Below are 23224 nucleotides of genomic sequence, written 5' to 3'. Positions count from 1 at the left end.
AGGTGCGGGGCTCGCCGTGACCCGCCGCGTTCAGCGAACCCGCATCACCCTCCGGCCGGGAACGACGGCCGCGTCGCCGCCAGGCACTCCCCCGCGTCCTTGTTGACCTGCTCGTCGCTCTTGCCGTTCTTGTCGGTGGGGACCAGGACGGGGTTGTTCCCGTCCACCTCGGGCATGCCGTAGCCCTTCTTGACCATGCAGTCGCGGATCTTCGTCTGCAACTCCCGCTGGGCCGGGGTGAGCTTCCCGCCGCCGTTCGAGGTCTTCGCGGGGGCCGGGGTCTGCCCGGTGGTGGCGCCCCCGCTCGGCTGCTGGGCCGCCGGCGCGCTCGCGCTCGGCGGGGCCGCCGAGCCGGCGTCGTCCTCGGAGTCGCCGCACGCGCTGACGCTCAGCACCAGCGCGACCGCGGTGACCGGAATGAACAGGAGTTTCTTCATGACCACTCTTCCTTCGTGTCGTTCTCACACCCTGTGGGACGACCGTCCGCGCCCCCCGCCTCCGCGGCTCACCGGGAAACTCACCGGGAAGGTCATCGGCCATTAAGTGGGCGCCTCGGCGGCCGATCAACGAGCGCACCATGATGCCACGGACGACCGGCCCTCCGAACCAATTCACACCAATTCTGTCGAGCCGCCGTTTAATCGTCCGCATTCGGCCATCCGGAAACACGAGAACGGGCTCCGCAGTTCGGCGAACACCGAATGCGAAGCCCGTCCGCGCCGACCGCGCCTACCGAGGCGGCCCCGCGGGCGGCGCACCGCCCGGCGGCCGCTGCCCTGGCATGGGCGGCTGCCCCGGCATGGGCGGCTGCGGCTGGTACTGCGGCGGATACTGCCCGCCTTGCTGCGGCGGATAGGGGCCGCCCGGCGGCGGGCCGGGCGGCTGCTGCTGCCCGAACCCGGGAGGCGCCCCATAGCCGGCACCCGGCCCGGCCGGCGGCGGCCCGCCCCGCTTGCGCCGGGCGAAGAAGAACACGAAGACGCACATCACCGCGACTCCGATGAAGATCGCGACGTAGACGAGGATCAGAGTCGAGGAATCGTCCTCCTGCGCCGCCGCCGACGGCGCCGCCGACTTGGCGCCCTCGGGATGGTGGGTCTTCATCCACTGGTCGAACTGCTCGAACACCGGGTTCGCCGTACCCTTCGGCGCCTTCCCCGCGAGCGGACGGTAGGGCCGGATCATCCCGTATCCGGTCCGGTCGTCCTTCCCCTTCTCGTAGATGTCCGCCGCCGACGCGATCAACTGCCGGACGACCTCCCGGTTCTTCATATCCGGATGCTTGGCCCGAATGATCGCCACGGCCCCGGAAACGAGCGCGGTGGCATCACTCGTGCCACTCCCCGGATAGAGCTTGCCGTCCTTGAGAACGGTGACGGTGTGCACACCCGGACTCGCCACGGTCACGTATGACTGGCGCTGGGTCTTCTCCCAGGGGCGCCCCTTGCCGTCGGCGGCTCCCACTACCAGGACACCCTTGCAGTTGGCTGGAGAGTTGCTGGCGTTCCCGCCGTTTCCGTCATTGCCCGCCCCTGCGATGACGACGGCGTCCTTGCCCAGAGCGTAGGCGACCGACTCCTGCAACTCCTCCGAGCAGCGACTGGGAACGGCCTGCGAAAGGTTGATCACCTTCGCTCCGCGATCCACTGCGAAGCGGATCCCCTTCGCATAAGCGGGAGAACTCTGGGCCACGACTGGGAGGATCTTGGCTCCCGGAGCGACTCCGACCATCCCCGTACCGCGTCCCTGCGCGGCGATGAGCGCCGCCATCCCGGTGCCGTGGCCCGGCGGATCGTCGACGCTGTCGAGATCCTCCCGGCCATCGCCGCCGCCCCCCTCGGCGTTCATGCCCGGCAGTACCACGCCCTGCAACTCCGGCAGATCGGCCTGGACTCCCGTGTCGATCACCGCCACGGTGACGCCCTTCCCCGTGGACAGCGGCCAGAGATAGTTCTGTACCCCCCAGCTCTTGAACCACCACTCCTGCGGTAGTGGGCTGGGTGCCGCCGCAGCCGAGCCGGGCCAGGCGACCGCGCCGAAGATGAGCATGGCCATAGTCGAACAGGCCACTCTCCGAGCCCGCTGCAGCATCTGCACTCCTCGCCTACGGATACCGGTTCACAGAAGTATCGGCAGACCAGGCGGCGCCTGGTCTGCCGATTCCATCATCTTCGCCACGCGGCGTCTTCGCGTCAGCCGATAACCGGCGGTGCGGTGTCGTCGTTGCCGCCCCAGACGTCCTCGTCCTCGGTCAGCCACGTGCTGCGCTCGTGCTCGTTGCCGTCGCCGCCGCCACCGCGGGCGCCCGCGCCCATGGGCATGCCCATGCCGGTCATGCCGCCCTTGCCCAGGGCGTTCTTGCCGAACGCTCCCGGACCGCCGAAGGCGCCCGGACCAGCGCCGAACGCTCCCGGACCAGCGCCGGGGCCGCTGCCGAGGCCGCCACCGCCGAGGCCGGGGCCGCCGCCCGGAACCCCGCCACCGCCGAGCCCGGGACCTGCGCCGAGGCCGGGGCCGCCGCCGGGGGGAAGACTGGCCAGATCCGTGCCGGGGCCTCCGCTGCCGGGGCCGCCGGGCAGATCGGGTCCGCCGGGCCCACCCGGGAGGTCGCCGGGCCCGCCCGGGCCACCGGGAAGGTCGCTGCCCGGGCCGCCGGGCCCGTTCGGACCACCCGGAAGATCACCGGGGCCGCCCGGGCCACCGGGGAGGTCGCCAGGCCCGCCCGGAATGTCACCGGGCCCGCCGCCCGGCGGCTTGCCGCCACCGGGCATCTTCGGCTGGCCCGGAGGCTTTCCGGTGTTGGTGGGGGGCTCGGGGAAGTCCGTGTCTCGGATGTTGGTGGTGGCCAGGTCCTGGCGGATGGACGGCGGGAAGTTGTTGTTGGACTGCTCCGTGCCGTCGTTGATGTTGTTCATCACCGAGCCGGCACCGGCGTTGTTTCCGATCAGGCCGCCGATGGCGGTCGGGGCGGTCGCGGGATTGATCGCGAGAATGCGGTTGCCCCAGTTGACGACGTCCTTGACCCAGCTGTCCATCTGGCTGCCGCTGCCGTACGCGTTCTTCCACTGGTGCTGCGCCTTGGCGTGGGTCGCCATCGCCTTACCGGTCTGGTCGGAGATCCGCTCGATCTCCTGCACCTGGCGGTAGGTCTTGTTCATGGCCTCCATGGCCTTGTGGGCGTCGTCACCGCCCCACGCCTCGGCCATGCGCGTCGCCTGCTTATACAGCAGGTTCGCAGAACTGTTCATCCGCTTCGAGAGGCCTTCGTAAGCACGTCCACCGGTCTCCACCTGGCCGGGATTCATGCTGTCGACGATCTCGCGAACCTTGTCGAAATTGTCGTGCCAGACCTCGAGCGCGTTGTACCAATGGCCGACGCCCTCGGCATCCTTCGTGAACTGCTTCGACCGGATGTCTCTTTCTTGACCCACTGCTGCTCACCCCTGTCCGCTCGTGCGTCAATCAGATGTAGGAGTTCGGGGAACCGGCGGCCTCCACACCCCGCTTGGAGGCGTCATCGGCCTTGCGGTGGGTCTTGTCCGAGTTCCGAATGGCTTCGATCACTTGTTTGTACGACGCGATGAACTGGTCGTAGGTGTCACCGATGGAGTCGCGGGCCGCCCGGAAGGTGCCGTGCAGGCTCTGGCCGGCCTTGTAATTGCCCAGCGCTCCCTCGGGCGGGGTGCCGTCCTGGATCTGCTCGCTGTAACGCTGCTTCTCCAGGTCGTGCAGGTCTTTTTCAAGCTTCTTCACGATGTCGTCGAGGGTATCGTGGTCGATCTTAATCTCTTTGCCACCGGCGGTGGGCATGGGCGGGTGGTGCCCCATGTGCGTTTACCTCCTGTCAGTCTGGTCGTCTTCGACTGGCCGGGAGACAGAAACGGCATCCGCCCGCTCGTCGGCCCCCGGTGCGGCGAAGCAGGCCCTGGCCGCGTCGCACGGCCAGGGCCATCTCACCCCGAAGAACTGGCGGGGTGATTCATCGTCGGCCGTCCGATCAGCCCCAGATGCCGGAGTTGCTGCGCTCGGCCTGCTGGTAGTTGTCGTGGGCGTCGCGGATGGCGAGCCCCAGCTGCGCGACGACGTTCTGCATGTCCTTGGCGGCGCCGTCCCACTGCTTCTGAAAGACCCAGTAGGCCTCCTGCGCGGAGCCCTCCCACTGGTTGAGCTTCGTCCGGAGCTTGCCCTCCAGGTCGTTCAGCTCGTCCATCAGGGCCCGCGCGGCCTGGCTGAACTGCGCCTCACCCTCGGTGAGTCCGCCGAAATTGGCTCTCGTGTAGCTCATCGTTCCCCTTCTCCTCCAGCCGTTGTCACCTCATGCGAATTACGGTCAGGTCGAGCCGTTCAGCAGGGCCTGAACCTTGTTCACGGCCTGCTCCGACATCTCTTCCTTCGACTCGTAGGTGATCTTGGTCTGGACGAGGCTCTGGTGCATGCCCTCGAGCGCCCGCAGGACCTTGCCGAAGTCCTCGTTGAACCGGGTGAACACCGACTCGAAGGCCATGGAGGCGTTGCCCTCCCAGGCCGAGCGGACCTGCTGCTTGTGCCCCTCGAGCTGCGTCTGCAGCCCCTTGATGATGTTGGCGGATGCGTCGATGTCGTCCGCGGCCTGCTTCATTGCCGCTCTGTCGACGGCAGACTGCTGCCCCATCAGTCACCTCCAGTGACTCGTATCGTCGTGACCCGCGAGGTGGTCCGGAACAGAGGCGCCGGGCCGACACCAACTGCCCCCGTCGTTTCGGCAGCGCTGAGAACCCTGTGGCCGTTGAAGGCGGGGGGTCGCACCGCAGAGTGCCTCTACCATAGGATCATCCCCGGCAGGTGTCCATCTGTTCATCCGTTGACTTAGACGCAATAAGATCCAACGCGGTTCGGTTGAATCTGAAATCAACGGCTGATCAGTTGCCTGCCTGCGTATTCGCGGTCCGAGTGGCCGATACGGCGGCCGGATCCAGTACCGGGCCCTGCTCGATCAGGTCGAGAACGCCCGCCGGGACCTTGGACGCGTCGCCCGGCAGCGAGTAGCCGAGCTTCTCCGCGGTCTCCTTGTCCTTGATGGGGAACCGCTTGCCCTCGGCGACCAGGTAGTAGGTGTTGACCTGGTCCGCCTGGCCGGGGCTCGGCACCCGGCCGGCCAGCGCCGCGCTGCCGGGCGGGAAGACGAGCTGGTCGGCCCCGTTCGGCCGCACCGTCTCCGACGCGGCGGGCAGCGAGCCGTTCAGGGTCAGGGTGGCGTCCTCGTTGCCGCTCGGGTCGCTGTAGAGGGCGCACAGCGGGCTCGTCCCCGTGAAGGGCACGATCTCGGGCGCCTTGCCCTCCAGCTTCTGGTCCCGGAGCTGCTGCGCGGACCGGCCGACGGTGTTGACCTGGCCCGCGTTGATGTCGATCGCCCGGGCCCCGCCCCCGCCGTAGGCCTTGCGGATCTCCGGGTCGGCGATCAGCAGGTCCCGCTGGATCGGGGAGATCGGCGCGAGCCCGTCCGCGAGCAGCACGAACGAGGACGAGGCGCCGGACGCGGTGCTCAGGTTGAACACCTGCCCGACCCTCGCCCGCCCGGCCGGGCCGTTCGCGGCCTGCCCGATGCCGGGGATCCGCGGGGCGGCGAAGTCCGGCCCCTGCGTGACCGAATTCAGCCACTTTCCAGCGATCTGGACGGGAGTCGCGCCGAGCGTGGCCAGCGCGTACTGCGGCATCCGCATCCGGGTGTTGCGCCACAGCAGCCAGTTCTGGCCGTCCGCCTGCACGACCAGCGCCTGGCCGTTGCCCAGCGGGGTGCCGCCGACCTTGCGCCCGGCGGTGAGCGTGACGAGCGACCGGCGGCCGAGCGAGGTGCCCTCGACGGTGCGCACGCACACCGCCCACGGGGCCTGCGTCAGGTCGTCCGGCTTCGGCAGGGTGTTCGGGGCGCCCGGGATGCCGATCGACGGGCCGCGCTCGAAGTCCTTGAGCGAGGAGCCCGAGACCGTCCGGCGGCTCTTGTCGTCGGCGCCGGCGACCAGCCGCGCCGAGACGTAGTTGGCGACCGGGCAGAGCTTGCCGTTCTCGCACCACACGTAGCGGGCGCCGGTCTCCTTCTCGACGATGAGCATCCCGGCCTTCTCCAGGCCCGTGGCGCCGCCCGGCCGGATGATGCCGTAGATGCCGAACGCCGCCATGCACAGGATGCCGATCATGATGCCGCTGAACGCGGCGATGTTCATCCGCCGCATCGGCAGTTCGGGGTGGTCCGGCTCACCGGAGATGAGCGCCAGCGACGCGCGCTGGTTCATCAGCCGGTGGGCCTGCAGCAGGTCCTTGCGAGTCTGCACGGGGCGCTCCTAACCGGCGAGCCCGCGCATGTACGCGAACAGTCCGCATTCTCCGAGGGCCAGGGGGATGAGCGCGATCAGCAGGAACATCTCCAGGATGTCCCCGGCGCGGCCCCAGAACGGCGACGGCCGGTGGCCGGGCAGCCAGAGCCCGACGCCGACCACGGTGCACGTCACGGCGACGAGCGGGAGGACGGCCCCCGTGATCAGCCCCACCGCGGAGGCGTCCCAGGCCTGCGCGACCACCACCGCGCCGACGCCGAGCATCCCGGGGACCAGCAGGTTCAGCCGCTGCGCCCGGCTGCGGAACAGCCGCGACCGCAGCAGCACCAGCGCCGAGATGACGGAGGCGGTGGTCGGGCCGAGCCAGCCGTCGTCGAACGCGGACGGGACGAGCCCGATGAACGCGATGACGCCGAGCCCGGCGGTGAACCCGGTGATGAACCGGTTGGCGCGGCCGGTGCGGGTCAGCACCTGCTGCCCGTCCACCATGATCGTGTCGCGCCGCAGGTCCTCCGCGCTCTGCGGCACCGGTGGCAGCGTCACCTTGGAGAAGCGGAAGGCCAGCGTCGGGGTGAGGGGGGTGAGCATCATCGCGACGACCACCGTGACCGCGGCGATGCCCGCCGCGGACAGGTCCTCGAACGCCAGCGCGACGCCGGAGCCGAGGGCGCCGAGCAGCCCGCCGACGACCATCCCCCAGAAGACGGACGCGCCGCCGGTGACGCCGACGACCGCGACGACCGCGGCCAGCACCAGGGTGCCGAAACCGGCCAGCACGTTCAGGGCGTCCAGCCCGGAGAACGCGGTGTCGCGGGCCGGGGCGAGCAGCCCGGCGAGGAACGCGTGCGGCAGCGCGGCGAAGCCGAGCACGGTGCCCGCCCGCTCGTCGCCCGCCGCGCGCGACACCGAGACCGCCGCGGCGAGGTACAGCAGGCAGAGGACGCCGGACGCGACGGCCGGGACGATCCAGGACGGCCCGGCCAGCAGCACCACGATCGCGGCGACCACCGAGGCGCCGCCGCCGACCGACAGCGAGAACTGCCGCGTCCACTCCGGCCGCCAGCGGTCGCGCCGGTCGTTGACCGCCGTCGCCACCACGTCCGCCACGTCGTCGAACGCCAGCTCGGGCAGCTGCGACATGCCAGGGCGCAGGTAGAGGACCTCACCGTCGCGCAGGCCGGCCTGCGACGGGGTCATCCCGCCGTCGAACGGCGCCTCGTCCAGCCGCTGGAGCACCCATCCGCCGTGCGCGAGACCGGCATCGGCCATCTGCGCGCCGGAGTAGTGCAGGATCGCCGGGAAGAACTGGGCGAACGGTACGTGCGCGGGGAGCGAGATATCGATGCGGCGCTTCGGGGCCACGACCGTGACCCTGCACAGCTCCGCCCCGGTGACTGAAGCCACTGTTCTTCCTCACCTGTAAGCATGGCTCCTGGGGAGCGTCCGGACACCGGCGAAACCATAACCGCGATATTGGGGACATCGCGCGCCTACGGGGTCGTTCCACCGTCGAAGGACGGTACCAGGGGCGGCTCTCGCCGAGGAGAGGACGGTACCCGGCCGGTTACGGTCCGGCAGAACGGCTGGTTACGGCCCTGCGGGCATGGCCGGTCGCGGCCCGGCGCGCATGGCCGGTTGCGGCCTGGCGGGTGCAGCCGGTTGCGGCCTGGCGGGTGCAGCCGGTCGCGGCCTGGCGGGTGCGGCCGGTTGCGGCCTGGCGGGTGCGGCCGCTCACGGTCCGGCGGGTGCGCGGTCCCGGGCGGCTCTCCGCTGCCGGTACCCGACGTAGGCGAACAGCACGGCCAGGAACAGGACGATGACGGGGCCGTAGACCAGCCGCAGGTTGAGGATCGCTGCGTGCGAAGCGGACGCGCGGACCTCCACGGCCTTCCCCACGTCGCCCTTGCCCGCGCCCGCGATCCTGCCTTGGCCGCCGGCACCGTCCGGAAGCGTCCATTTCCCCGAGCAGATGGTATTCCGCCCTCCCCCGCTGGGGTAACCGCAGTGCTCCACTGTCGCCGTCGTCGACGTGCCCGTGGCGTACCACCACAACGGGTGCACCAAGTAGAGGAAGGCCCCCGGAAGGGCAACGCTTAGGAAACCGACTAGGAGCCTCCGCCCCAGAGCGCTCTTTCCCCAGTTCGATTTCCACCCAGAGAGGATCTTGTCCAGGGCCGGCTGGGCGCGGGCCGCTTCGCCTAGTGGATCTTCCTCCATTGCGCGGATCCATTTCGGCAGCATCCGTCGCGGCGGATGGACGGCGTAGACGGTGCCGGTGACGACGCCGGCCAGCACGAGGACCAGCCCCGGCGCCATCACCCAGAGCGGTGCGTGGTCGAGCAGGGCGTCCAGCCCCAGCAGCGCCGCGACCAGCAGGACGGCGCCCGCGAACCACGGCGCCGCGAGCGGCCGGTGGTTCTGCTGCCAGCCGCCGGAGTACCAGGAGCGCCAGCGTCCCGTGAAGGCCAGGACGCCCGCGGCGAAGATTCCGGCCACGACCACCAGCCCGGCGGCGAGCAGCGCGGCGCGGCCGCCGGTCACCTCTAATTGATCTTGCGCGGTCGCGCCGGCCGCGCCGGCCCGCATGATCATGGTCATCGGATCGCTCATCGGCATCGTCCGCCTCACCCTTTACCGCGCCGCCGTCCGGTCCCCGCGACGATCATCATCGGAGCCAGTGAAGATAGACCTTTCCGACAGTTCGCGGCATCGTTAGGATCGTCCGATTCTCCGGGGTGTGCCGTCCCGACGGCCGGGGGGAACGCGATATCCGTATGATGTCGGGCTGCGACGACCGACGGCCAGAGGGGAGCCCAGTCCAGTGAGCACGGTACTGGTGCGGCGCAAGGAACGCCGGAAGCCGCCGGAGATGCCGCGGGGCGAGGTCCTGCTGGAGTCGCCGCCCGAGCTGCCCGAGATCACCAACGACGGGTTCCGCAGCGTGCTCACGTACCTGCCGATGGCGGCGGGCTCGGGCGCGATGGCGTTCATGTTCCTGAACCCCAACTCCAACCCGCTGCAGATGGTCGCGGGCGGGATGATGGGCCTGTCGATGTTCGGCATGATGTTCAGCCAGGTCGGCCAGAAGTCTGGTGAGCGCAAGACCAAGCTGAACGCCGAGCGGCGCGACTACCTGCGCTACCTCGGGCAGGTCCGGTCGAAGGTGCGCAAGGCCGCCTCCCAGCAGCGCGAGGCGCTGGAGTGGTACAACCCCGACCCGGCGCGGCTGTGGTCGATCGTGATGAGCACCCGGCTATGGGAGCGCCGCCCCGAGGACGGCGACTTCGGGCAGGTGCGGGTCGGCTCCGGGCCGCAGCGGCTCGCCGTCCAGCTGATCGCGCCGGAGACCAAGCCCGTCGAGGACCTGGAGCCGATGAGCGCGGGTGCCCTGCGGCGTTTCATGCGGACGCACTCGACCGTCCCCGCGCTGCCCGTCGCGATCAACCTCCGGTCGTTCTCGCGGATCTTCCTGTCCGGTGACGTCGAGGCGAGCCGGGCCATGGTCCGCGCCATGCTCATGCAGATGGCGGCGTTCCACTCGCCCGACGACCTCCAGGTCAGCATCTGCACGTCCCAGGAGCACCTGCCCCACTGGGACTGGACGAAGTGGCTGCCGCACGCGCTGCACCCCACCGAGCAGGACGCCGCCGGGCAGGTCCGCCGGATCGCGCCGACGATGTCCGAGCTGGAGGTGCTGCTCGGCCAGGAGGTCAAGGACCGCTCCCGGTTCGTCGCGGGCCGCCCGTCCAGCGAACTGCCGCTGCACGTCGTCGTGGTGGACGGCGGCATGGCATCCTACGACTCGCAGCTCGCCGCCGACGGCATCGAGGGCGTCTGCGTCATCGACCTCGGCCAGACCGTCGGCCACACCACCGAGGGCGGGACGCTGCGGCTGAACGTCGCGCCCGGCCGCGTCCACATGCTGAAGAAGGACCGGACCGGCAAGGACGTCCCGTCCTCCATCGGCGGCCCGGACAAGGTGAGCATCCCGCAGGCCGAGAGCCTCGCCCGGCAGCTGTCGCCGTTCCGCAGCAGCGCCGGCGACACCACCGAGGAAGAGGACGTCCTCTCGGGCAACATGACGCTGACGTCCCTCCTCGGCGTCGAGAACCCCTACGCGGTCGACCCCGCGCGGGTGTGGCGCCCGCGCGCCCAGCGCAACCGGTTCCGGGTGCCGATCGGGCTGGACGCCGACGGGCGCCCCATCGAGCTCGACATCAAGGAGTCGGCGCAGGGCGGCATGGGTCCGCACGGCCTGTGCATCGGCGCGACCGGTTCCGGCAAGTCGGAGCTGCTGCGCACGCTGGTGCTGGGCCTCGCCATGACGCACGCGCCCGACATCCTCAACTTCGTCCTCGTCGACTTCAAGGGCGGCGCGACGTTCCTCGGGATGGACGGCCTGGAGCACGTCTCCGCCATCATCACCAACCTGGAGGACGAGCTCCCGCTGGTCGACCGCATGTACGACGCGCTGCACGGCGAGATGGTGCGGCGCCAGGAATACCTGCGGGCGATGGGCAACTACGCCTCGCTGCGCGACTACGAGAAGGCCCGGCTGGACGGCGCCGACCTGCCGCCGATGCCGACGCTGTTCCTCGTCCTGGACGAGTTCTCCGAACTGCTGTCGGCCAAGCCCGACTTCGCGGAGCTGTTCGTCATGATCGGACGCCTCGGCCGGTCGCTCGGCGTCCACCTGCTCCTGGCGTCGCAGCGCCTGGAGGAGGGCAAGCTGCGCGGCCTGGACACGCACCTGTCCTACCGGATCGGCCTGCGGACGTTCTCCGCGATGGAGTCCCGCGTCGTCCTCGGCGTCCCCGACGCCTACGAGCTGCCGCCCGCGCCCGGCAACGGCTACCTGAAGTTCGCGACCGAGCCGATGGTGCGGTTCAAGGCCGCGTACGTGTCGGGCCCGGTGGACGAGCAGGCCGGCAAGCAGGACAGCGGCCGGCAGACCGGCCAGGTCGCCGCGCGGATCGTCCCGTACCTGGCGGGCTACATGCGGCCGCAGGTCATCGAGGAGCCCGACCGGCCCGAGCCGCAGCCCGAGGAGAACAAGAACAAGGACGCGCTGTTCGACGTGGTGGTCCGCCAGCTGGCCGGGCACGGCGCGAAGGCGCACCAGATCTGGCTGCCGCCGCTGGACGAGCCGCCCGCGCTCAACGCGATGCTCCCGCCGCTGCAGGTGACCCAGGAGCACGGGCTCACGACCGCCGGCTGGGAGGGCCGCGGCAAGCTGTACGCCATGGCCGGCATCGTGGACAAGCCGTTCCACCAGCGCCGCGACCCGTACTGGCTGGAGCTGGCCGGCGCCGCCGGGCACGTCGGCATCGCGGGCGGCCCGCAGAGCGGGAAGTCCACCACGCTGCGGACGCTGATCGCGTCCCTCGCCCTCACCCACACCCCCGCCGAGGTGCAGTTCTACTGCCTGGACTTCGGCGGCGGCTCGCTCGCCGCGCTGGCCGACCTGCCGCACGTCGGCGGCATCGCGACCCGCCTCGACGCCGACCGGGTCCGCCGGACGGTCGCCGAGGTCAGCGGGCTGCTGGAGCAGCGCGAGCGGGAGTTCGCCGAGCGCGGCATCGACGGCATCGCCACCTACCGGCGGATGCGCGCCTCGGGCGAGCACCCCGGGGACGGCTACGGCGACGTGTTCCTCGTCGTCGACAACTGGCTGACGCTCCGCCAGGACTACGAGGCCATGCAGGACACCATCACCCAGCTCGCCGCCCGCGGCCTCGGGTACGGGATCCACGTCATCGCCTCGTCCAACAAGTGGACCGAGTTCCGCAGCAACGTCCGCGACCTGTTCGGCACGAAGCTGGAGCTGCGGCTCGGCGACCCGTACGAGTCGGAGATCGACCGAAAGCTCGCCGACAACGTCCCGGAGGGGCGCCCCGGCCGCGGCCTGTCCCGCGACGGGTTCCACTTCCTCACCGCCGTCCCGCGGATCGACGGCGGCGGCGCCGACGAGTCGCTGAACGACGGCGTGCTGAAGATGGTGCAGGCGGTCGACGAGTCGTGGCACGGCCAGCGCGCCCCGCAGGTCCGGATGCTGCCGGACGTCCTGCCCGTCTCGCAGCTGCCGTCGCCGGCCGAGACGGGGATGCGCATCCCGATCGGCATCGACGAGGACTCCCTCACCCCCGTCTACCTCGACTTCACCCAGGACCCGCACTTCCTGGTGCTCGGCGACGCCGAGTGCGGCAAGTCGAACCTGCTGCGGCACATCACGACCGGCATCACCAGCCGCTACACCACCGACCAGGCCCGCATCATCTTCATCGACTACGGCCGCTCGCTGCTGGACGTCGCCAACACCGAGCACCAGATCGGCTTCGGCGCGTCCGCGCCCGCGGCGACCTCGCTCGTCAACGACATCCGCGGCGCGATGATGCAGCGGCTCCCACCGGCCGACCTGACCCCCGACCAGCTGCGCTCGCGCTCCTGGTGGACGGGCGCCGACCTGTTCCTCATCATCGACGACTACGAGATGGTCGCCACGTCCGACAACCCGCTGCGCCCCCTCGTCGAACTGCTCCCGCAGGCCCGCGACATCGGCCTGCACATCATCCTCGCCCGCGCGATGGGCGGCGCCGGACGCGGCATGTTCGACCCGGCCATCACCCGTATCAAGGAGATGGCGTCACCTGGCCTGCTGATGTCCGGTAACAAGGACGAGGGCATCCTGCTCGGCAACATCAAGCCGCACAAGCTCCCGCCCGGCCGCGGCTACCACATCGACCGCCGCACCGGCACCCGCCTCATCCAGACCGCCCACCGCGACGACCCCGTCCAGTGACGACGCCCCTGACGGGCGGCGAGGACGGCGAGAAGGGACCTCCTACGTGGGGCACGACTTCCAGCACCGGACGGACACGATCCGCGCTCTCGCCGACAAGCACGAGGCGAAGTGCGGTGACCTGCTCAAGGACGCCCGCTACGCCCTCAACGGCGCTCCGCGCGCCGTCAGCACGACCGCCTTCACGATGTACGGCTTCGAGTTGGCGACGGCGCACGCCGTCGCCACCGAATGGGCGGACCAGGACCTGAAGACCAAGGCGGAGGAGCTCAGCGAGTTCCGCCAGAAGCTGCACGTCGTCGCCCAGTGCCGGGACGGCGCCGAAGCGGCGAGCACCCTGAAGGCCTGACCGTGGCAGGGTTAGCCGCCCTCGCCGCGGTGGCCGCCGCCGTCGCCGTGGTCCTGGCGGCCCGGCTGTGGTGGCGCGCCCGCTGGGCCGGGCAGGCGGGCGTCCCCCGGCGGGCGCCCGGTGCGAAGGGCGCTCCGGAACTCCAGGTCACCCTGGGGCCGCGGGCCTACCGGTGGCCGTTCGCGCTCGCGGTGGCCGGCCCCGCGGTGGGCCTGCTCATCTGCGCCACGACCCTGCCCAACGGCGACGCGTGGGAGTCCGGTGCCGTCACCGGGCCGCTCGTCTTCTACGGCGGCGGCGGGCTGCTGGTCGGCCTGGCCGGCGCCGTCTGGGCGCTCACCGTGCACCGGACCCGCCTCATCGTCACCATCAGCGGGGACGGCATCGCGCTGCGGCGCCGCGACGGCGAGGCGACGATCCCGTCGGCCGCGGTGCGCGCGGTCGGGCTCACCTGGCCGATCAGCGACCCGGTCTGGACGACCTGGTACGACCCGGCGGCGGCGCCCGGCGTCGACGCCGTGACGGCGGTCGGGCGGCGCGGCGCGCAGGAGGCGGCCGCCACCCTGCTGCGGGACCGCTCACTGCCCGCCGGCTGGGTCGAGGCGGTGCACGCCGCGACGTTCGAGATCCTGGGCGGTGGCTGGCGGGTGCTGGACGACCGCGACCGGGAGGTGCCTGCGCCGCCGCCGCGCGCCCTGTTCGAGGCCGACCGCGTCCTGGTGGACGGCGAGGGCCGCTACCGCAACGAGCGCGGCGGCGCTCTCCTGGCCCAGGCATGCGGCCCCCTCGCGAAGAGGTCGACCGGCGGGGCGAGCTTCTGGGGCGCCAACCCCAACAAGAAGCGCCGGAGCATCACCCTCCGCGACCCCCACGCGCGCACTCTGCTGCTCGTCAACCGGTCGTCCCGGACGCTCGGCAAGGAGCGCGTGACCGTCCTCGACGCCGGCGGGAACCGGCTCGGGGAGCTCAGCGGGCGCGGGGAGATGTCCCTGCGCTCGGCCGGCGGCGCGCCGCTCGGCACCGTCCGCCGGGACGGCGGGCGCCATGTCGTCCTCGACACCGCGGGCCGCGAGGCCGCGTCCCTGCGCACGAAGAGCAAGGCCGACAACAGCCGCATGTGGCTGGAGTTCGCCCCGGACTGCCCGGAGCCGCTCCGCCCGCTCGTGCTCGCCCTTCCCATCGCCGTGCGCCTGACCCGCCAAGTCTGACCCGTCCGACGTCTGAACAGTCCGACCACCACCGGGAGGACCGCCATGTGCGGATTGCTGTACTTCAAGACCGCGGCCCAGATCGCCTACTTCACCTCGTCCGCGTCCGCCCTGCTGATCCCGAACGCGTGGCCCGCGGTCTCGGTGATCTATGAGGGGCAGGGGGACCCGGACCAGGTCTTCCACTCCGCGATGGAGTGGTGGAAGGTCAACGAGAAGCTCGGCGAGGCGGGCGACACCAGCCAGCAGCTGCGCAGCGAGCCCACGCCCGAGGACTGGACGGGCGAGGACCGCGAGGCCTACAACGACAAGCTCGACTCCTACGAGCGGCGCTGCATGTACTCGAGCATGCACGCCGCGGCGATCAGCATGTCGATGTACGGGGTCATGGCGATGCTGATGATCTTCATTACGCTGATGTGCATCGTCGCCGCCATCCTGCTCGCGCTGGCCATCTACCTGATCTACGTGGCCGCGAGCACCATGGGCGCCGGTTTCGCCGCGGCGCAGGCGCAGGCCAACATCCACGCGGGGCGGTGCTACCAGGTGCTGAAGAACGTCAGCGCCGTCTACGAGAAGATCATGAAGGTCGCGGCCGCGGTGCTCGGCGGCTTCACCGGGCTCGCCGGCGTCGGCAACGTGGCGGACGGCGGCGGATGGCGGGCACTCGGCGACATGGGCGAGGGGCTGTTCCACTCCGTGGACGACATCGTCGCCGGCGCCCTGGGCAAGCTCGACCAGTCCATCTCCGCGGGACTGATGAAGGGCCGGATGGGCGGTCAGAACCTCTTCGGCTGGACGGTGCCGACCCGGTCGCTGCCCCGCGACATCCGCCCGTACATCGCGCCGCTCGTCGGCATCAAGGGCATCCCCGAGGTCGGCTTCACCAGCCCGTGGAAGCCGGACGACCAGCAGAACTGGGGCTACGGCGCCCCGATCGGGGCCGGCAGCATGTACCCGCAGCGCCAGTACGGCGACGAGTACGTCGACAAGACCCACCCCGACACGAACTGACCCGGCCGGAACGGCGGGGGCCGGGCCGGCCCGGGCCCCGCCCGTTCCGGTGTCAGCGCCGCCGGTCGTCGGGCGGGCCGCCGGCCATGCCCTGCATCGCGCGCCGGACCTGGTCGAGCATGCCCTCCACCTCCTTGGTGGCGCCCTCGAAGACCTTCCCCATGTCGCCCAGCGTCTGGGTGATGCCCTGCGGGTCCTCGACGAGGTCCTTCAGGTCGGCGGGGGTGAAGTCCTGCTGCGCGAACGACTCCTCGGTGACCTCTTTGACCTGCCGTTCGAGGTCGCGTTTGGCCTCGTGGGAGACCGTCAGGATGACCTCCCGCAGCTCCGCGGCGCCCGACCGCAGCGCGCGGGGGTCGAGCTCGAGATCGGCCAGCCCGCGCTCCTGGTCGTAGGTCGCCTTCACCCGGCCGTCGGGGGACTCGGCGCGGCCCTTCAGCTCGGCGAGCCTGCGCTGCAGTTCGGCGACCTGCTCGAACTGCGCCCGCGCGTCGCGGAACATCAGCTCGGGGTCGAGGGCGTCATCGGGTCCTAACTCGGGCATCGACACTCTCCGTTCGTCTCCTGTCGAGGCCGACGGGGCCGCCGCGGCCGGTCGCGGATGAGTACAGCACCTTATCTCGCTGATCAACGACGCGGCCGCGGACGGCGGCTCAGCGGGTCTTCCGCCAGCGCAGCCAGGAGCGGACCAGTGCGAAGGCGGAGACGGGCAGCATGACCAGCGCCACCATCGCCTCCATGAGCTGGACGAGCACCAGGTAGTCCGCGAACGCGTCGGAGGCCGCGATCACGATTCCGAGGGCGAGGCTGACGGCGGCGATCACGACGAAGAAGATCGAGTCCCGCCGCAGATCGCGCCGTGCCGTCTCCGCGTTGAGCGGACGGGGGTTGGAGCGCACCACCACGCCACCTATCCCTTGGGGAGTTCGCTCGGCTCGTCCCAGGTGATCTGCTTGGTGTCGATGAACTCGCCGCCCTGCGGGTTGACGTGCAGGTTGGCCCAGTCGTAGCTGCCCTGGATGGCCACCGCGGAACCGCCGGCCATGACGGCGCCCGCGACGGTGACCGTCTGCACCACCAGGCTCGCCGTGCCGGCGCCGAGGAGCAGGCCCTGGATCTGCGTGAGCACCTTGAAGGCCGGGCCGACGACGGGCAGGAACGACGCGACGTAGAAGGCGATGATCACCGCGAGCGACGCGATGGCGAAGCCGAAGGCGATGAGCTGCATGGTCAGGATCGACTGGGTGACCGTCTCCAGCGTCTCCTGGTTCTTCGCGGCGCCCTGCTGGAGCTTCTTGGCGGCGGTCTCGAACTTGGCGACCCACGCGTCGTAGGCGTCCTTGGACGTGCCGCTCCAGCTCTTCTCGTCCTTGAAGGTGTCCTTGGTGTCGGAGTCGATGCTCACCTTCTCCAGGTGGCCGGCGGCGGCGGCCCACGCGTTGACGGCCTTTGTGAGCGCCTCGTCGTCCGGCTTCGTCAGCAGCCAGATCGCGGTGGCGATGATGGCCGTGGGCGCCATCGCCCGCGCCGAGGTCAGGGCGGTCAGCGTCGCGTAGTGCCGCGGGTTCAGCGCCGGGAGCATGGGGAGGCGCTGCAGCGTGACGGCCAGCCCGCCGAGGCCGCCGAGGCCCATGGCGCCCGTCTGGAAGCCGGAGAGGCTCGACAGGGAACCGGACGGGGTCTGGTAGGAGTTCGCCGAGCTGGGGAACTTCTGGACGGAGCTCTTCTCGTCCGCGCCGGCGAAGTTCCTGGCGACCGCGAGCAGGCCGTCGGCGGCCTTCTGCGTGATCTCCGCCGCCTGCTTGGTGTTGCTGGACACCGAGTCCCGCGAGGTCTCGTAGGTGCCCGAGATGATGGCCCCGAAGATGATCCCGAAGGCGTGGAAGGGCAGCGGGCAGTCCTGGTCGATGTACTTCAGCGCCGTGTCCGCGTTGGGCTTCGATCCGGCGAGGATCTTTCCACCCCCCTCAAGGATCTTGTCCTTGTCGCCCTCGAACTGCCCATCACCCATGCCGTGCTCACTCTCCTTGCGGTTGAGGTCAGAAGTCGGCGCTCAGAAACGGTAGTTGGACTTCAGGTGCTTCAGAGCGTCCTGGAGCGGGTCCCCGGACTTGCTGAGGTCGGGGATGCCGGCCTGCAGGTCGGACGAGACGCCCGGCAGGTTGCCCGTCATCATCTGGGCGAGGTTCTCCCCCGCCAGCAGCGGCTCGGTGAGCTCGGCCACCTTCTCCACGGCGTTCTGCGTCGCCACCCGCACGGCCTCCAGGACCGCTTCGGCGAGGGCCTCCGAGCCCAGCCGCATGGCCTTCGGCTCGATCGTCAGGGCCATGAGGTTCCCGCTCGGCCCCACGGTCGCCCGGACCTGCTCGTCGGCCGACGCGCCCTCGCCGCTCAACTCCGCGAGCTGGGACTGGATGTTCGTCGCCTGCTCCAACTGGTCCTGGATGACCTTCATGTAGCGGTCGATTTCGGGGTTGCCCGTAGGGTCCATCAGAACGCTCCGTAATCGAAGATCTTCGGGGAGTGATTCGGCGGCGGTCCCGACCCGGACGGCGCGCCGGCCGGGAGCCGTGCATCGACCCTGCCGGTCGGGTCGCCAGACGCTCGTCCATCTGATCGGAACGGCCGTCCACGATCGAGGAATTAGCTGAAAGCGGACAGGTGAGCCGCAGCCTAGCATCAGGCCGGAGGGCGGCTGAACCTCACATGACGACCCCCCGCGCCCCCCTTGCCGATCATGGGCTACCGACTGTACAGGGGAGTCGGCGTCCACTAGCGCGCCGGCCTGAGACGGGCCAGCGCCTTCCGCGTCTCCGGCGCTTCCGCCGCGGGTCCGGCGGCGACGGCATCGGCCAGGGCTTCCAACTGGTCGTAAGGGAGGGACCGTTTTTCGGACGTCAGCATGCGAGCTTGCAGGAGTTCCCCTCCACCGCCGCGGACGATGAGAAAGGGCACGCCCCGGGCGTTCTCCTGCACCTCGACGGTGGCCGCCTGCGCCAGATCAGAACGGCGCACCCTGAAAGGGGCCTGAATGCACAGCGTCGTCCCTTCGAGCCAGACCCGGTAGCGGAACATGCCGATGGCCACTACCAGGCTCAACGAAAGGCTTACGAGGCCCAGAATGGACACAATCGCCATGCAGACCGCTAAGAACATCCCGCCCGCGCCCTGCGGCCAGACCACGGCCACGAGGAAGACCTCGACGACGACAAGGATCGCGGTCAATACGGCGGCCGTGTATTTCGAACTCGGCGGCATCCCTACGTCTAATTCCACCGGAGCGTGCATGGGATTGCTCCTGGGTCAGGGGCGGCGGCGGGCGGCGGGGATCACCAGGGCCGCGACGCCTACGGCGGCGGCTATGGCGAGGGCCGCGCCGGCTATGGCGAGGGCCATGTTGCGGCCGAAGGCGTCCTCGGGGGGCGGCTGGTCGATGGACACGCGCTGGACGCCGGCGACCGGGGTCGTGGGGGTGGTGCCGCCGCCCGTGCCGACGGTGGTGACGGCGCGGAGGGGGTTCACCACGCCGGAGCCGGTGCCCTGGGCCTGGGCGCCGTCCGCGGTGTTCTCGATGCGGTGCTTGACCTGCTTGTAGTTCAGCTTCGGGTTGAACGCGCGGATCAGCGCGGCGGTGCCGGCGACGTAGGGGGCCGCGAGGCTGGTGCCGTCGTCGAGTTTGTAGGAGCCGCGCGGCCAGGTGCTGATGACCGATTGGCCGGGTGCGGTCACGGTGACGGGGGTCACCGTGTTGGAGAAGTTCGCGAGCGTGCCGTCCTTGCCGAGGGCGCCGACGGAGATCACGCCGGGGTAGCTGGCCGGGTAGGCCTTCTGCGGGGTCTGCTTGGTGCGGTCGGTGAGGTTGCCGGCCACCGAGACGATCACGACGTCGCGCTTCTGCGCGTAGTGCACGGCCGCCCGCAGGTCGGGCAGGTCGGGCGACTGGGACGAGATGTTGATGACCTTGGCGCCGAGGTCGACCGCCTTCTTGATCGCCTGCGCGGCCCAGCCGGACTGGTTGCCGGTGGCCTTCACCGCCATCTTCACCGAGATGATCTCGGCCTCGGGGGCGACGCCGACGAACGGGATGCCCTTGTCGCGCAGGTCGGCGGCGCCGATGATGCCGGCGACGGCGGTGCCGTGGCCGACGCAGTCGCGCAGGCCGCTCTTCGTCACGTCGTACGCCTTGACGTGCCCTCTGAGCTGCGGGTGGCTGGTGTCGACGCCGCTGTCGACGACGGCCACCTTCACGCCCCGGCCGCGGGTGTGCTCCCAGACGTCGGTGAAGTTCAGCCGCTCCTGCGGCCAGAGCTGCTTCGGCAGTTCCCTGGCGGGGCTGCCGTACACGAGTTCCTCGGAGCAGCCGGGCGCCGCCGAAGCCGGGGTACCCGCCAGCGGAGGGGTGAGCAGGGCGCCCAGCGCGATGGCGGATGCGAGAGCGAGTGTCGACGTACGCCGCAGCACCGTTCCTCCAGAGCCCGAATCGCGGCATGAGCAACATGCACCCTACCGGGATGAGCCGGGACGGACATGTCGGCGTATTACCATCTGGCGGATGCAGCCGACGGCACCGGTCCCCCCAGCGCCCCCGCAGCGCGCGAAGGCGCGGCGGTGGGTCGTGTCCTTGGCCGTGCTGGGCGTGGTCGCCGTCCTGAGCGCGGGGGTGGGGGCCGCGGGCGGGTTCAAGGAGAAGCCCAAGCAGCCGGTCAAGAAGGCGGGAGAGCGGCTCGACCTCGGCTTGTTCGAGGTGACCGTCCGCGATGTGCGGACCGGGGTGGCGGACGAGACGTTCGGGAGCGGCGAGAAGCGCTTCCTCATCATGCGGATGCGGGTGCTCAACAAGGGCAAGGAGACCGAGTCGCTCGGCACCGGCGGCCTGACGGACGGCGTCGTCGCGCTGACCAAGGCCGGCAAGTGGGTCAAGCCCGAGCGGATCGAGGGGGTCGCGGGCGGCGCCTCCACGGGCACGGCCCAGCCGGGCTTGCCCGTGGAGGCGTCCGCCATGTGGGAGATGGGCCCGGCCGACTCGCCGAAGAAGCTGACCGTGGGCCTGCGCGAGTGGAAGTACGAGCACGGCTTCACCGACACCAGCTTCAACTGGATCGTGGATCAGAAGAGCGACGAGTTCGCCGGCCGCCTCACGCTCGCGGTGGGCGCCTCGTGACCGCGCGGCGGGTGCTGCTGCGGGGCGGCGCCGGGCTCGGCGGGACGGTCCTGCTCGCGGGCGCGATGTGGCTGCACTCCGTCCGGCCGGAGGTCCGGGCGACGGAACTCGACCCGATCCGGACCGGGGGGACGGTCGGCGAGAAGGTCGAGACCCGCGACTTCACCGTGCGGGTCGACGGCGTGGACGCGGCGCGGTCGCTGGAGCCGGACCTCGCGCTGAGCGGCAGGCCCCCGGTCGGGACGGACGGCGTCTACCTGGTCGTCAGGCTCAGCGCGATGGCGGCGCGCGAGCCGCTGCAGCTCAGGACGGCGGAGCTGGAGACGCCGGGCGGCTACACGTTCCGGGTGGATCCGCGCCCGTCGGACGCCTCGGTCAAGCAGCCGATGTACCAGCCGATGATCTGGGCGTCCACCAAGTTCGTGTTCGAGCTGCCGAAGGAGCGGGTGGAGGGCGCGCATCTGGTGGTCGGCACCGGCGGGCTGCTGCCGCAGCTGTCGTCGGCCGCCGACATCGACCTCGGGCTCGACGAGGAGAAGGCGGCCCGGCTCGTCGGCGGGGCGGCCGAACGGTACAAGGTGCGGGACCCGTGACGGCCTCCGATACCCGGCCGGACGGGATCCCGCTGCCCGACCTGTCCGAGCGGCGGATGCGGCCGCGCGACCGGCGCGTCGTGCAGGCCATCGCGCTCGTGTGCGCGATGGCGGCGATGCTCGTCATCCCCTGGGCGGACGAGACGGACCTGATGCGCGACTCGCTGAAGCCGCCGGAGAAGGTGACGGCGCTCCCCGAGGGCCGGATCGGCGAGCTGGTCGGCGCGAAATGGAAGGTCCTCGACCGGCGGACGGCCGCGCCGCTCGGCGACCGGCAGAGCGGCGGCGACGTGGTGGAACTGCGGCTGAAACTGGCCGTCCGGCCCTCGGACGCCGCCAGCGCCAAGGCGGTCGGCTCCTACGGCCTGCGGTACCGCTTCCACGACGGCGACGGCCGCGTGTGGTTCGCGGTCGGGCTGCGGACGGCCGAGCCGAAGGCGGGCGTCGCGATGGGCATCACCGTCAAGGCGACGGTGCCCCGTGCCAAGGCGGACGAACTGGAGCTGCATATCCAGGCACCGAAGGAGACGCGGAAACCGGGGGGCCCACTGGCTTCGCTGCGTTTCTCGCGCTGACCCGCGCCATCACCAGGTTGAACGCCGCCGCCAGCAGGCACACGCGCAGCACCTCGAAGACGAGCGCGGTCCCGTAGCCGATGGCGGGCAGCCACTGCATCCACCAGGCGACCTCGTGCGGGCCGATCAGTTCGTACACGAGCCGCCGGGACGCGTCCTCCCCCGCGTAGAGCCCGGCGAACAGCAGGCAGAACGTGGCGAACGGCATCATCCCGGACCGGCGGACGAGCCGCAGCCCGTACCAGGCGGGCAGCCACATCTCCCGCAGCCCGCGGGTGAGCAGCTCCCGGGGGCTGTTGACACGGTCGATCGCGCCCGCCCGCGCCAGCCGCCGTCCCGCCCGGCCGCCGCCGAGCACGACCCGCTCGTCCCCCGCGTCCAGACCGAGGATCACCCCGGCGATGACCAGCCAGATCAGGGCGCCGAGCACGGCGTCCTTGAACGGCGGCCACAGGTCGAACGCGGGGCCGGCGACGCCGGTCACCCAGCCCCACACCTCCCGCCCGGTGAGCCAGTCGGTGCCGAGGCCGCGCAGGTGGTCGATGGTGAAGATCCCGAACAGCGCGAAGTTGATCTCCAGGAACGCGACGAGCGCGCCGATGGCGCGGGGCAGCCGCTCCTCCAGCCGCCACTCCGCCAGCACCTTCAGCACGAACAGGCCCGCGGTGAGGCCGATCGCGAGGCCGATGTGCTTCTCCAGCGACAGCAGCATCCCGGCGCCCTCGATCTGCCCTTCGAGGCCGCCCTCGGCGAACCCGCGGCTCGCCGCCGCGGACGCGAACTCGCGGGCGTCCTCGCTCTGCAGCCCCCACGCCAGGTAGAAGATGACGAACGGGAGCGCGGCGCGGCCGATCGCGCCGATCACCGGCTCCTCGTTGCCGACCGCCCACGGCGTCAGGTCGCCGTCCGCCTCGCGGGCGTGCACCACGTCCAGGCCCTGGCGGACGCTGTGCACCATCAGCACCGTGACCGTCAGCGTGATCACCACGAGCAGGCCGATGGTGACGATCGGTGCGACGGACGCGGCCGTGCCCTTCATCGCGCCGAGCCGGTAGCCGCCGTACATCGCGCCGTAGCGCAGCAGCTCGCCCACGGTGAACCACAGGGCGAGCGGCAGGGCGAACCGCCCCGCGAGCTTCAGCGCGGCCCACGGGAGGACTAGCGGCGAACGGGCGGACGGCCAGGCCATGGCGCCCGATCGTAGAGGATCCGGC

Annotated in this window: 23 protein-coding genes; 7 read left to right on the top strand and 16 right to left on the bottom strand. The window is 70.8% G+C overall.

Annotation, left to right across the window (positions count from 1 at the left end; all coding sequences use genetic code 11):
* Positions 1-44: 44 nt before the first annotated feature.
* The 9 genes from HUT06_RS05875 to HUT06_RS05835 form a co-directional block, all read right to left on the bottom strand.
* Entirely contained in the window at positions 45-437 is a 393-nt protein-coding gene (locus HUT06_RS05875) for a hypothetical protein (protein ID WP_176194772.1), read from the bottom strand.
* A 292-nt stretch (positions 438-729) separates the two neighbouring features.
* A complete protein-coding gene (locus tag HUT06_RS05870) occupies positions 730-2055 on the bottom strand; it encodes a S8 family serine peptidase (RefSeq protein WP_176194771.1) in 1326 nt (441 codons plus the stop codon).
* A gap of 137 nt (positions 2056-2192) precedes the next feature.
* Entirely contained in the window at positions 2193-3431 is a 1239-nt protein-coding gene (locus HUT06_RS05865; protein ID WP_176194770.1) for a WXG100 family type VII secretion target, read from the bottom strand.
* A gap of 31 nt (positions 3432-3462) precedes the next feature.
* Positions 3463-3810 (bottom strand): hypothetical protein, encoded by a 348-nt coding sequence (locus HUT06_RS05860; protein WP_176194769.1) that lies wholly within the window; start codon positions 3808-3810, stop codon positions 3463-3465.
* A gap of 187 nt (positions 3811-3997) precedes the next feature.
* Positions 3998-4285 carry a WXG100 family type VII secretion target gene (locus HUT06_RS05855; RefSeq protein WP_156214012.1) on the bottom strand — a complete coding sequence of 96 codons (288 nt, stop codon included), beginning with the start codon at positions 4283-4285 and terminating at the stop codon, positions 3998-4000.
* Between the two features lie 45 nt (positions 4286-4330).
* The gene (locus HUT06_RS05850) at positions 4331-4651 is read right to left on the bottom strand and encodes a WXG100 family type VII secretion target (protein ID WP_302931782.1); all 321 of its coding nucleotides are present in this window, start codon (positions 4649-4651) and stop codon (positions 4331-4333) included.
* A 247-nt stretch (positions 4652-4898) separates the two neighbouring features.
* Positions 4899-6308 (bottom strand): type VII secretion protein EccB, encoded by a 1410-nt coding sequence (gene eccB, locus HUT06_RS05845; RefSeq protein ID WP_176194767.1) that lies wholly within the window; start codon positions 6306-6308, stop codon positions 4899-4901.
* Between the two features lie 9 nt (positions 6309-6317).
* Positions 6318-7715 carry a type VII secretion integral membrane protein EccD gene (gene eccD, locus HUT06_RS05840; protein ID WP_176194766.1) on the bottom strand — a complete coding sequence of 466 codons (1398 nt, stop codon included), beginning with the start codon at positions 7713-7715 and terminating at the stop codon, positions 6318-6320.
* A gap of 327 nt (positions 7716-8042) precedes the next feature.
* Positions 8043-8921, bottom strand: a complete 879-nt coding sequence (locus tag HUT06_RS05835; RefSeq protein ID WP_176194765.1) for a hypothetical protein — start codon at positions 8919-8921, stop codon at positions 8043-8045.
* A gap of 211 nt (positions 8922-9132) precedes the next feature.
* Here HUT06_RS05835 and eccCa point away from each other — a divergent pair, with 211 nt between their 5' ends.
* The 4 genes from eccCa to HUT06_RS05815 are packed head-to-tail and all read left to right on the top strand — an operon-like array spanning position 9133 to position 15681.
* Positions 9133-13110, top strand: coding sequence for a type VII secretion protein EccCa (gene eccCa, locus HUT06_RS05830; protein ID WP_176194764.1), 3978 nt, complete (start codon positions 9133-9135; stop codon positions 13108-13110).
* Positions 13111-13156: 46 nt separating this feature from the next.
* Positions 13157-13459: a hypothetical protein gene (locus tag HUT06_RS05825; RefSeq protein WP_176194763.1), complete on the top strand. Its 303-nt coding sequence runs from the start codon at positions 13157-13159 to the stop codon at positions 13457-13459.
* Positions 13460-13461: 2 nt separating this feature from the next.
* Positions 13462-14667, top strand: a complete 1206-nt coding sequence (locus HUT06_RS05820) for a hypothetical protein (RefSeq protein WP_176194762.1) — start codon at positions 13462-13464, stop codon at positions 14665-14667.
* Between the two features lie 45 nt (positions 14668-14712).
* Complete coding sequence (locus tag HUT06_RS05815) at positions 14713-15681, top strand: hypothetical protein (protein ID WP_176194761.1); 969 nt, start codon at positions 14713-14715, stop codon at positions 15679-15681.
* 52 nt (positions 15682-15733) lie between these two features.
* Here the strand turns inward: HUT06_RS05815 and HUT06_RS05810 are convergent, their stop codons facing one another.
* The 6 genes from HUT06_RS05810 to HUT06_RS05785 form a co-directional block, all read right to left on the bottom strand.
* Positions 15734-16225 (bottom strand): YbaB/EbfC family nucleoid-associated protein, encoded by a 492-nt coding sequence (locus HUT06_RS05810; RefSeq protein ID WP_176194760.1) that lies wholly within the window; start codon positions 16223-16225, stop codon positions 15734-15736.
* Positions 16226-16334: 109 nt separating this feature from the next.
* Complete coding sequence (locus HUT06_RS05805; RefSeq protein WP_176194759.1) at positions 16335-16586, bottom strand: hypothetical protein; 252 nt, start codon at positions 16584-16586, stop codon at positions 16335-16337.
* 5 nt (positions 16587-16591) lie between these two features.
* Positions 16592-17692 (bottom strand): hypothetical protein, encoded by a 1101-nt coding sequence (locus tag HUT06_RS05800; protein WP_176194758.1) that lies wholly within the window; start codon positions 17690-17692, stop codon positions 16592-16594.
* Between the two features lie 42 nt (positions 17693-17734).
* On the bottom strand, positions 17735-18172 hold the full coding sequence (locus tag HUT06_RS05795) for a YbaB/EbfC family nucleoid-associated protein (RefSeq protein WP_176194757.1): 438 nt from the start codon (positions 18170-18172) through the stop codon (positions 17735-17737).
* Positions 18173-18453: 281 nt separating this feature from the next.
* Positions 18454-18969, bottom strand: a complete 516-nt coding sequence (locus HUT06_RS05790; protein ID WP_176194756.1) for a hypothetical protein — start codon at positions 18967-18969, stop codon at positions 18454-18456.
* A 15-nt stretch (positions 18970-18984) separates the two neighbouring features.
* Positions 18985-20142: a S8 family serine peptidase gene (locus HUT06_RS05785; RefSeq protein ID WP_176194755.1), complete on the bottom strand. Its 1158-nt coding sequence runs from the start codon at positions 20140-20142 to the stop codon at positions 18985-18987.
* A gap of 91 nt (positions 20143-20233) precedes the next feature.
* On the opposite strand from HUT06_RS05785, the gene HUT06_RS05780 reads away from it, so the two are divergent.
* From HUT06_RS05780 to HUT06_RS05770, 3 genes are read left to right on the top strand one after another with little or no spacing between them, the layout of a single operon-like run.
* On the top strand, positions 20234-20842 hold the full coding sequence (locus HUT06_RS05780) for a hypothetical protein (RefSeq protein WP_176194754.1): 609 nt from the start codon (positions 20234-20236) through the stop codon (positions 20840-20842).
* The gene (locus HUT06_RS05775; protein ID WP_176194753.1) at positions 20839-21435 is read left to right on the top strand and encodes a hypothetical protein; all 597 of its coding nucleotides are present in this window, start codon (positions 20839-20841) and stop codon (positions 21433-21435) included. The genes HUT06_RS05780 and HUT06_RS05775 overlap by 4 nt, the downstream gene beginning before the upstream one ends.
* Positions 21432-22010, top strand: a complete 579-nt coding sequence (locus HUT06_RS05770) for a hypothetical protein (protein ID WP_176194752.1) — start codon at positions 21432-21434, stop codon at positions 22008-22010. The genes HUT06_RS05775 and HUT06_RS05770 overlap by 4 nt, the downstream gene beginning before the upstream one ends.
* Here HUT06_RS05770 and HUT06_RS05765 read toward each other — a convergent pair.
* On the bottom strand, positions 21898-23199 hold the full coding sequence (locus tag HUT06_RS05765) for a hypothetical protein (RefSeq protein ID WP_176194751.1): 1302 nt from the start codon (positions 23197-23199) through the stop codon (positions 21898-21900). The two genes, HUT06_RS05770 and HUT06_RS05765, sit on opposite strands and share 113 nt — an antisense overlap.
* Between the last annotated feature and the right edge of the window lie 25 nt (positions 23200-23224).

The organism is Actinomadura sp. NAK00032, assembly GCF_013364275.1.
Taxonomy (GTDB): domain Bacteria; phylum Actinomycetota; class Actinomycetes; order Streptosporangiales; family Streptosporangiaceae; genus Spirillospora.
This window is presented reverse-complemented; position numbering and strand designations above follow the sequence as displayed.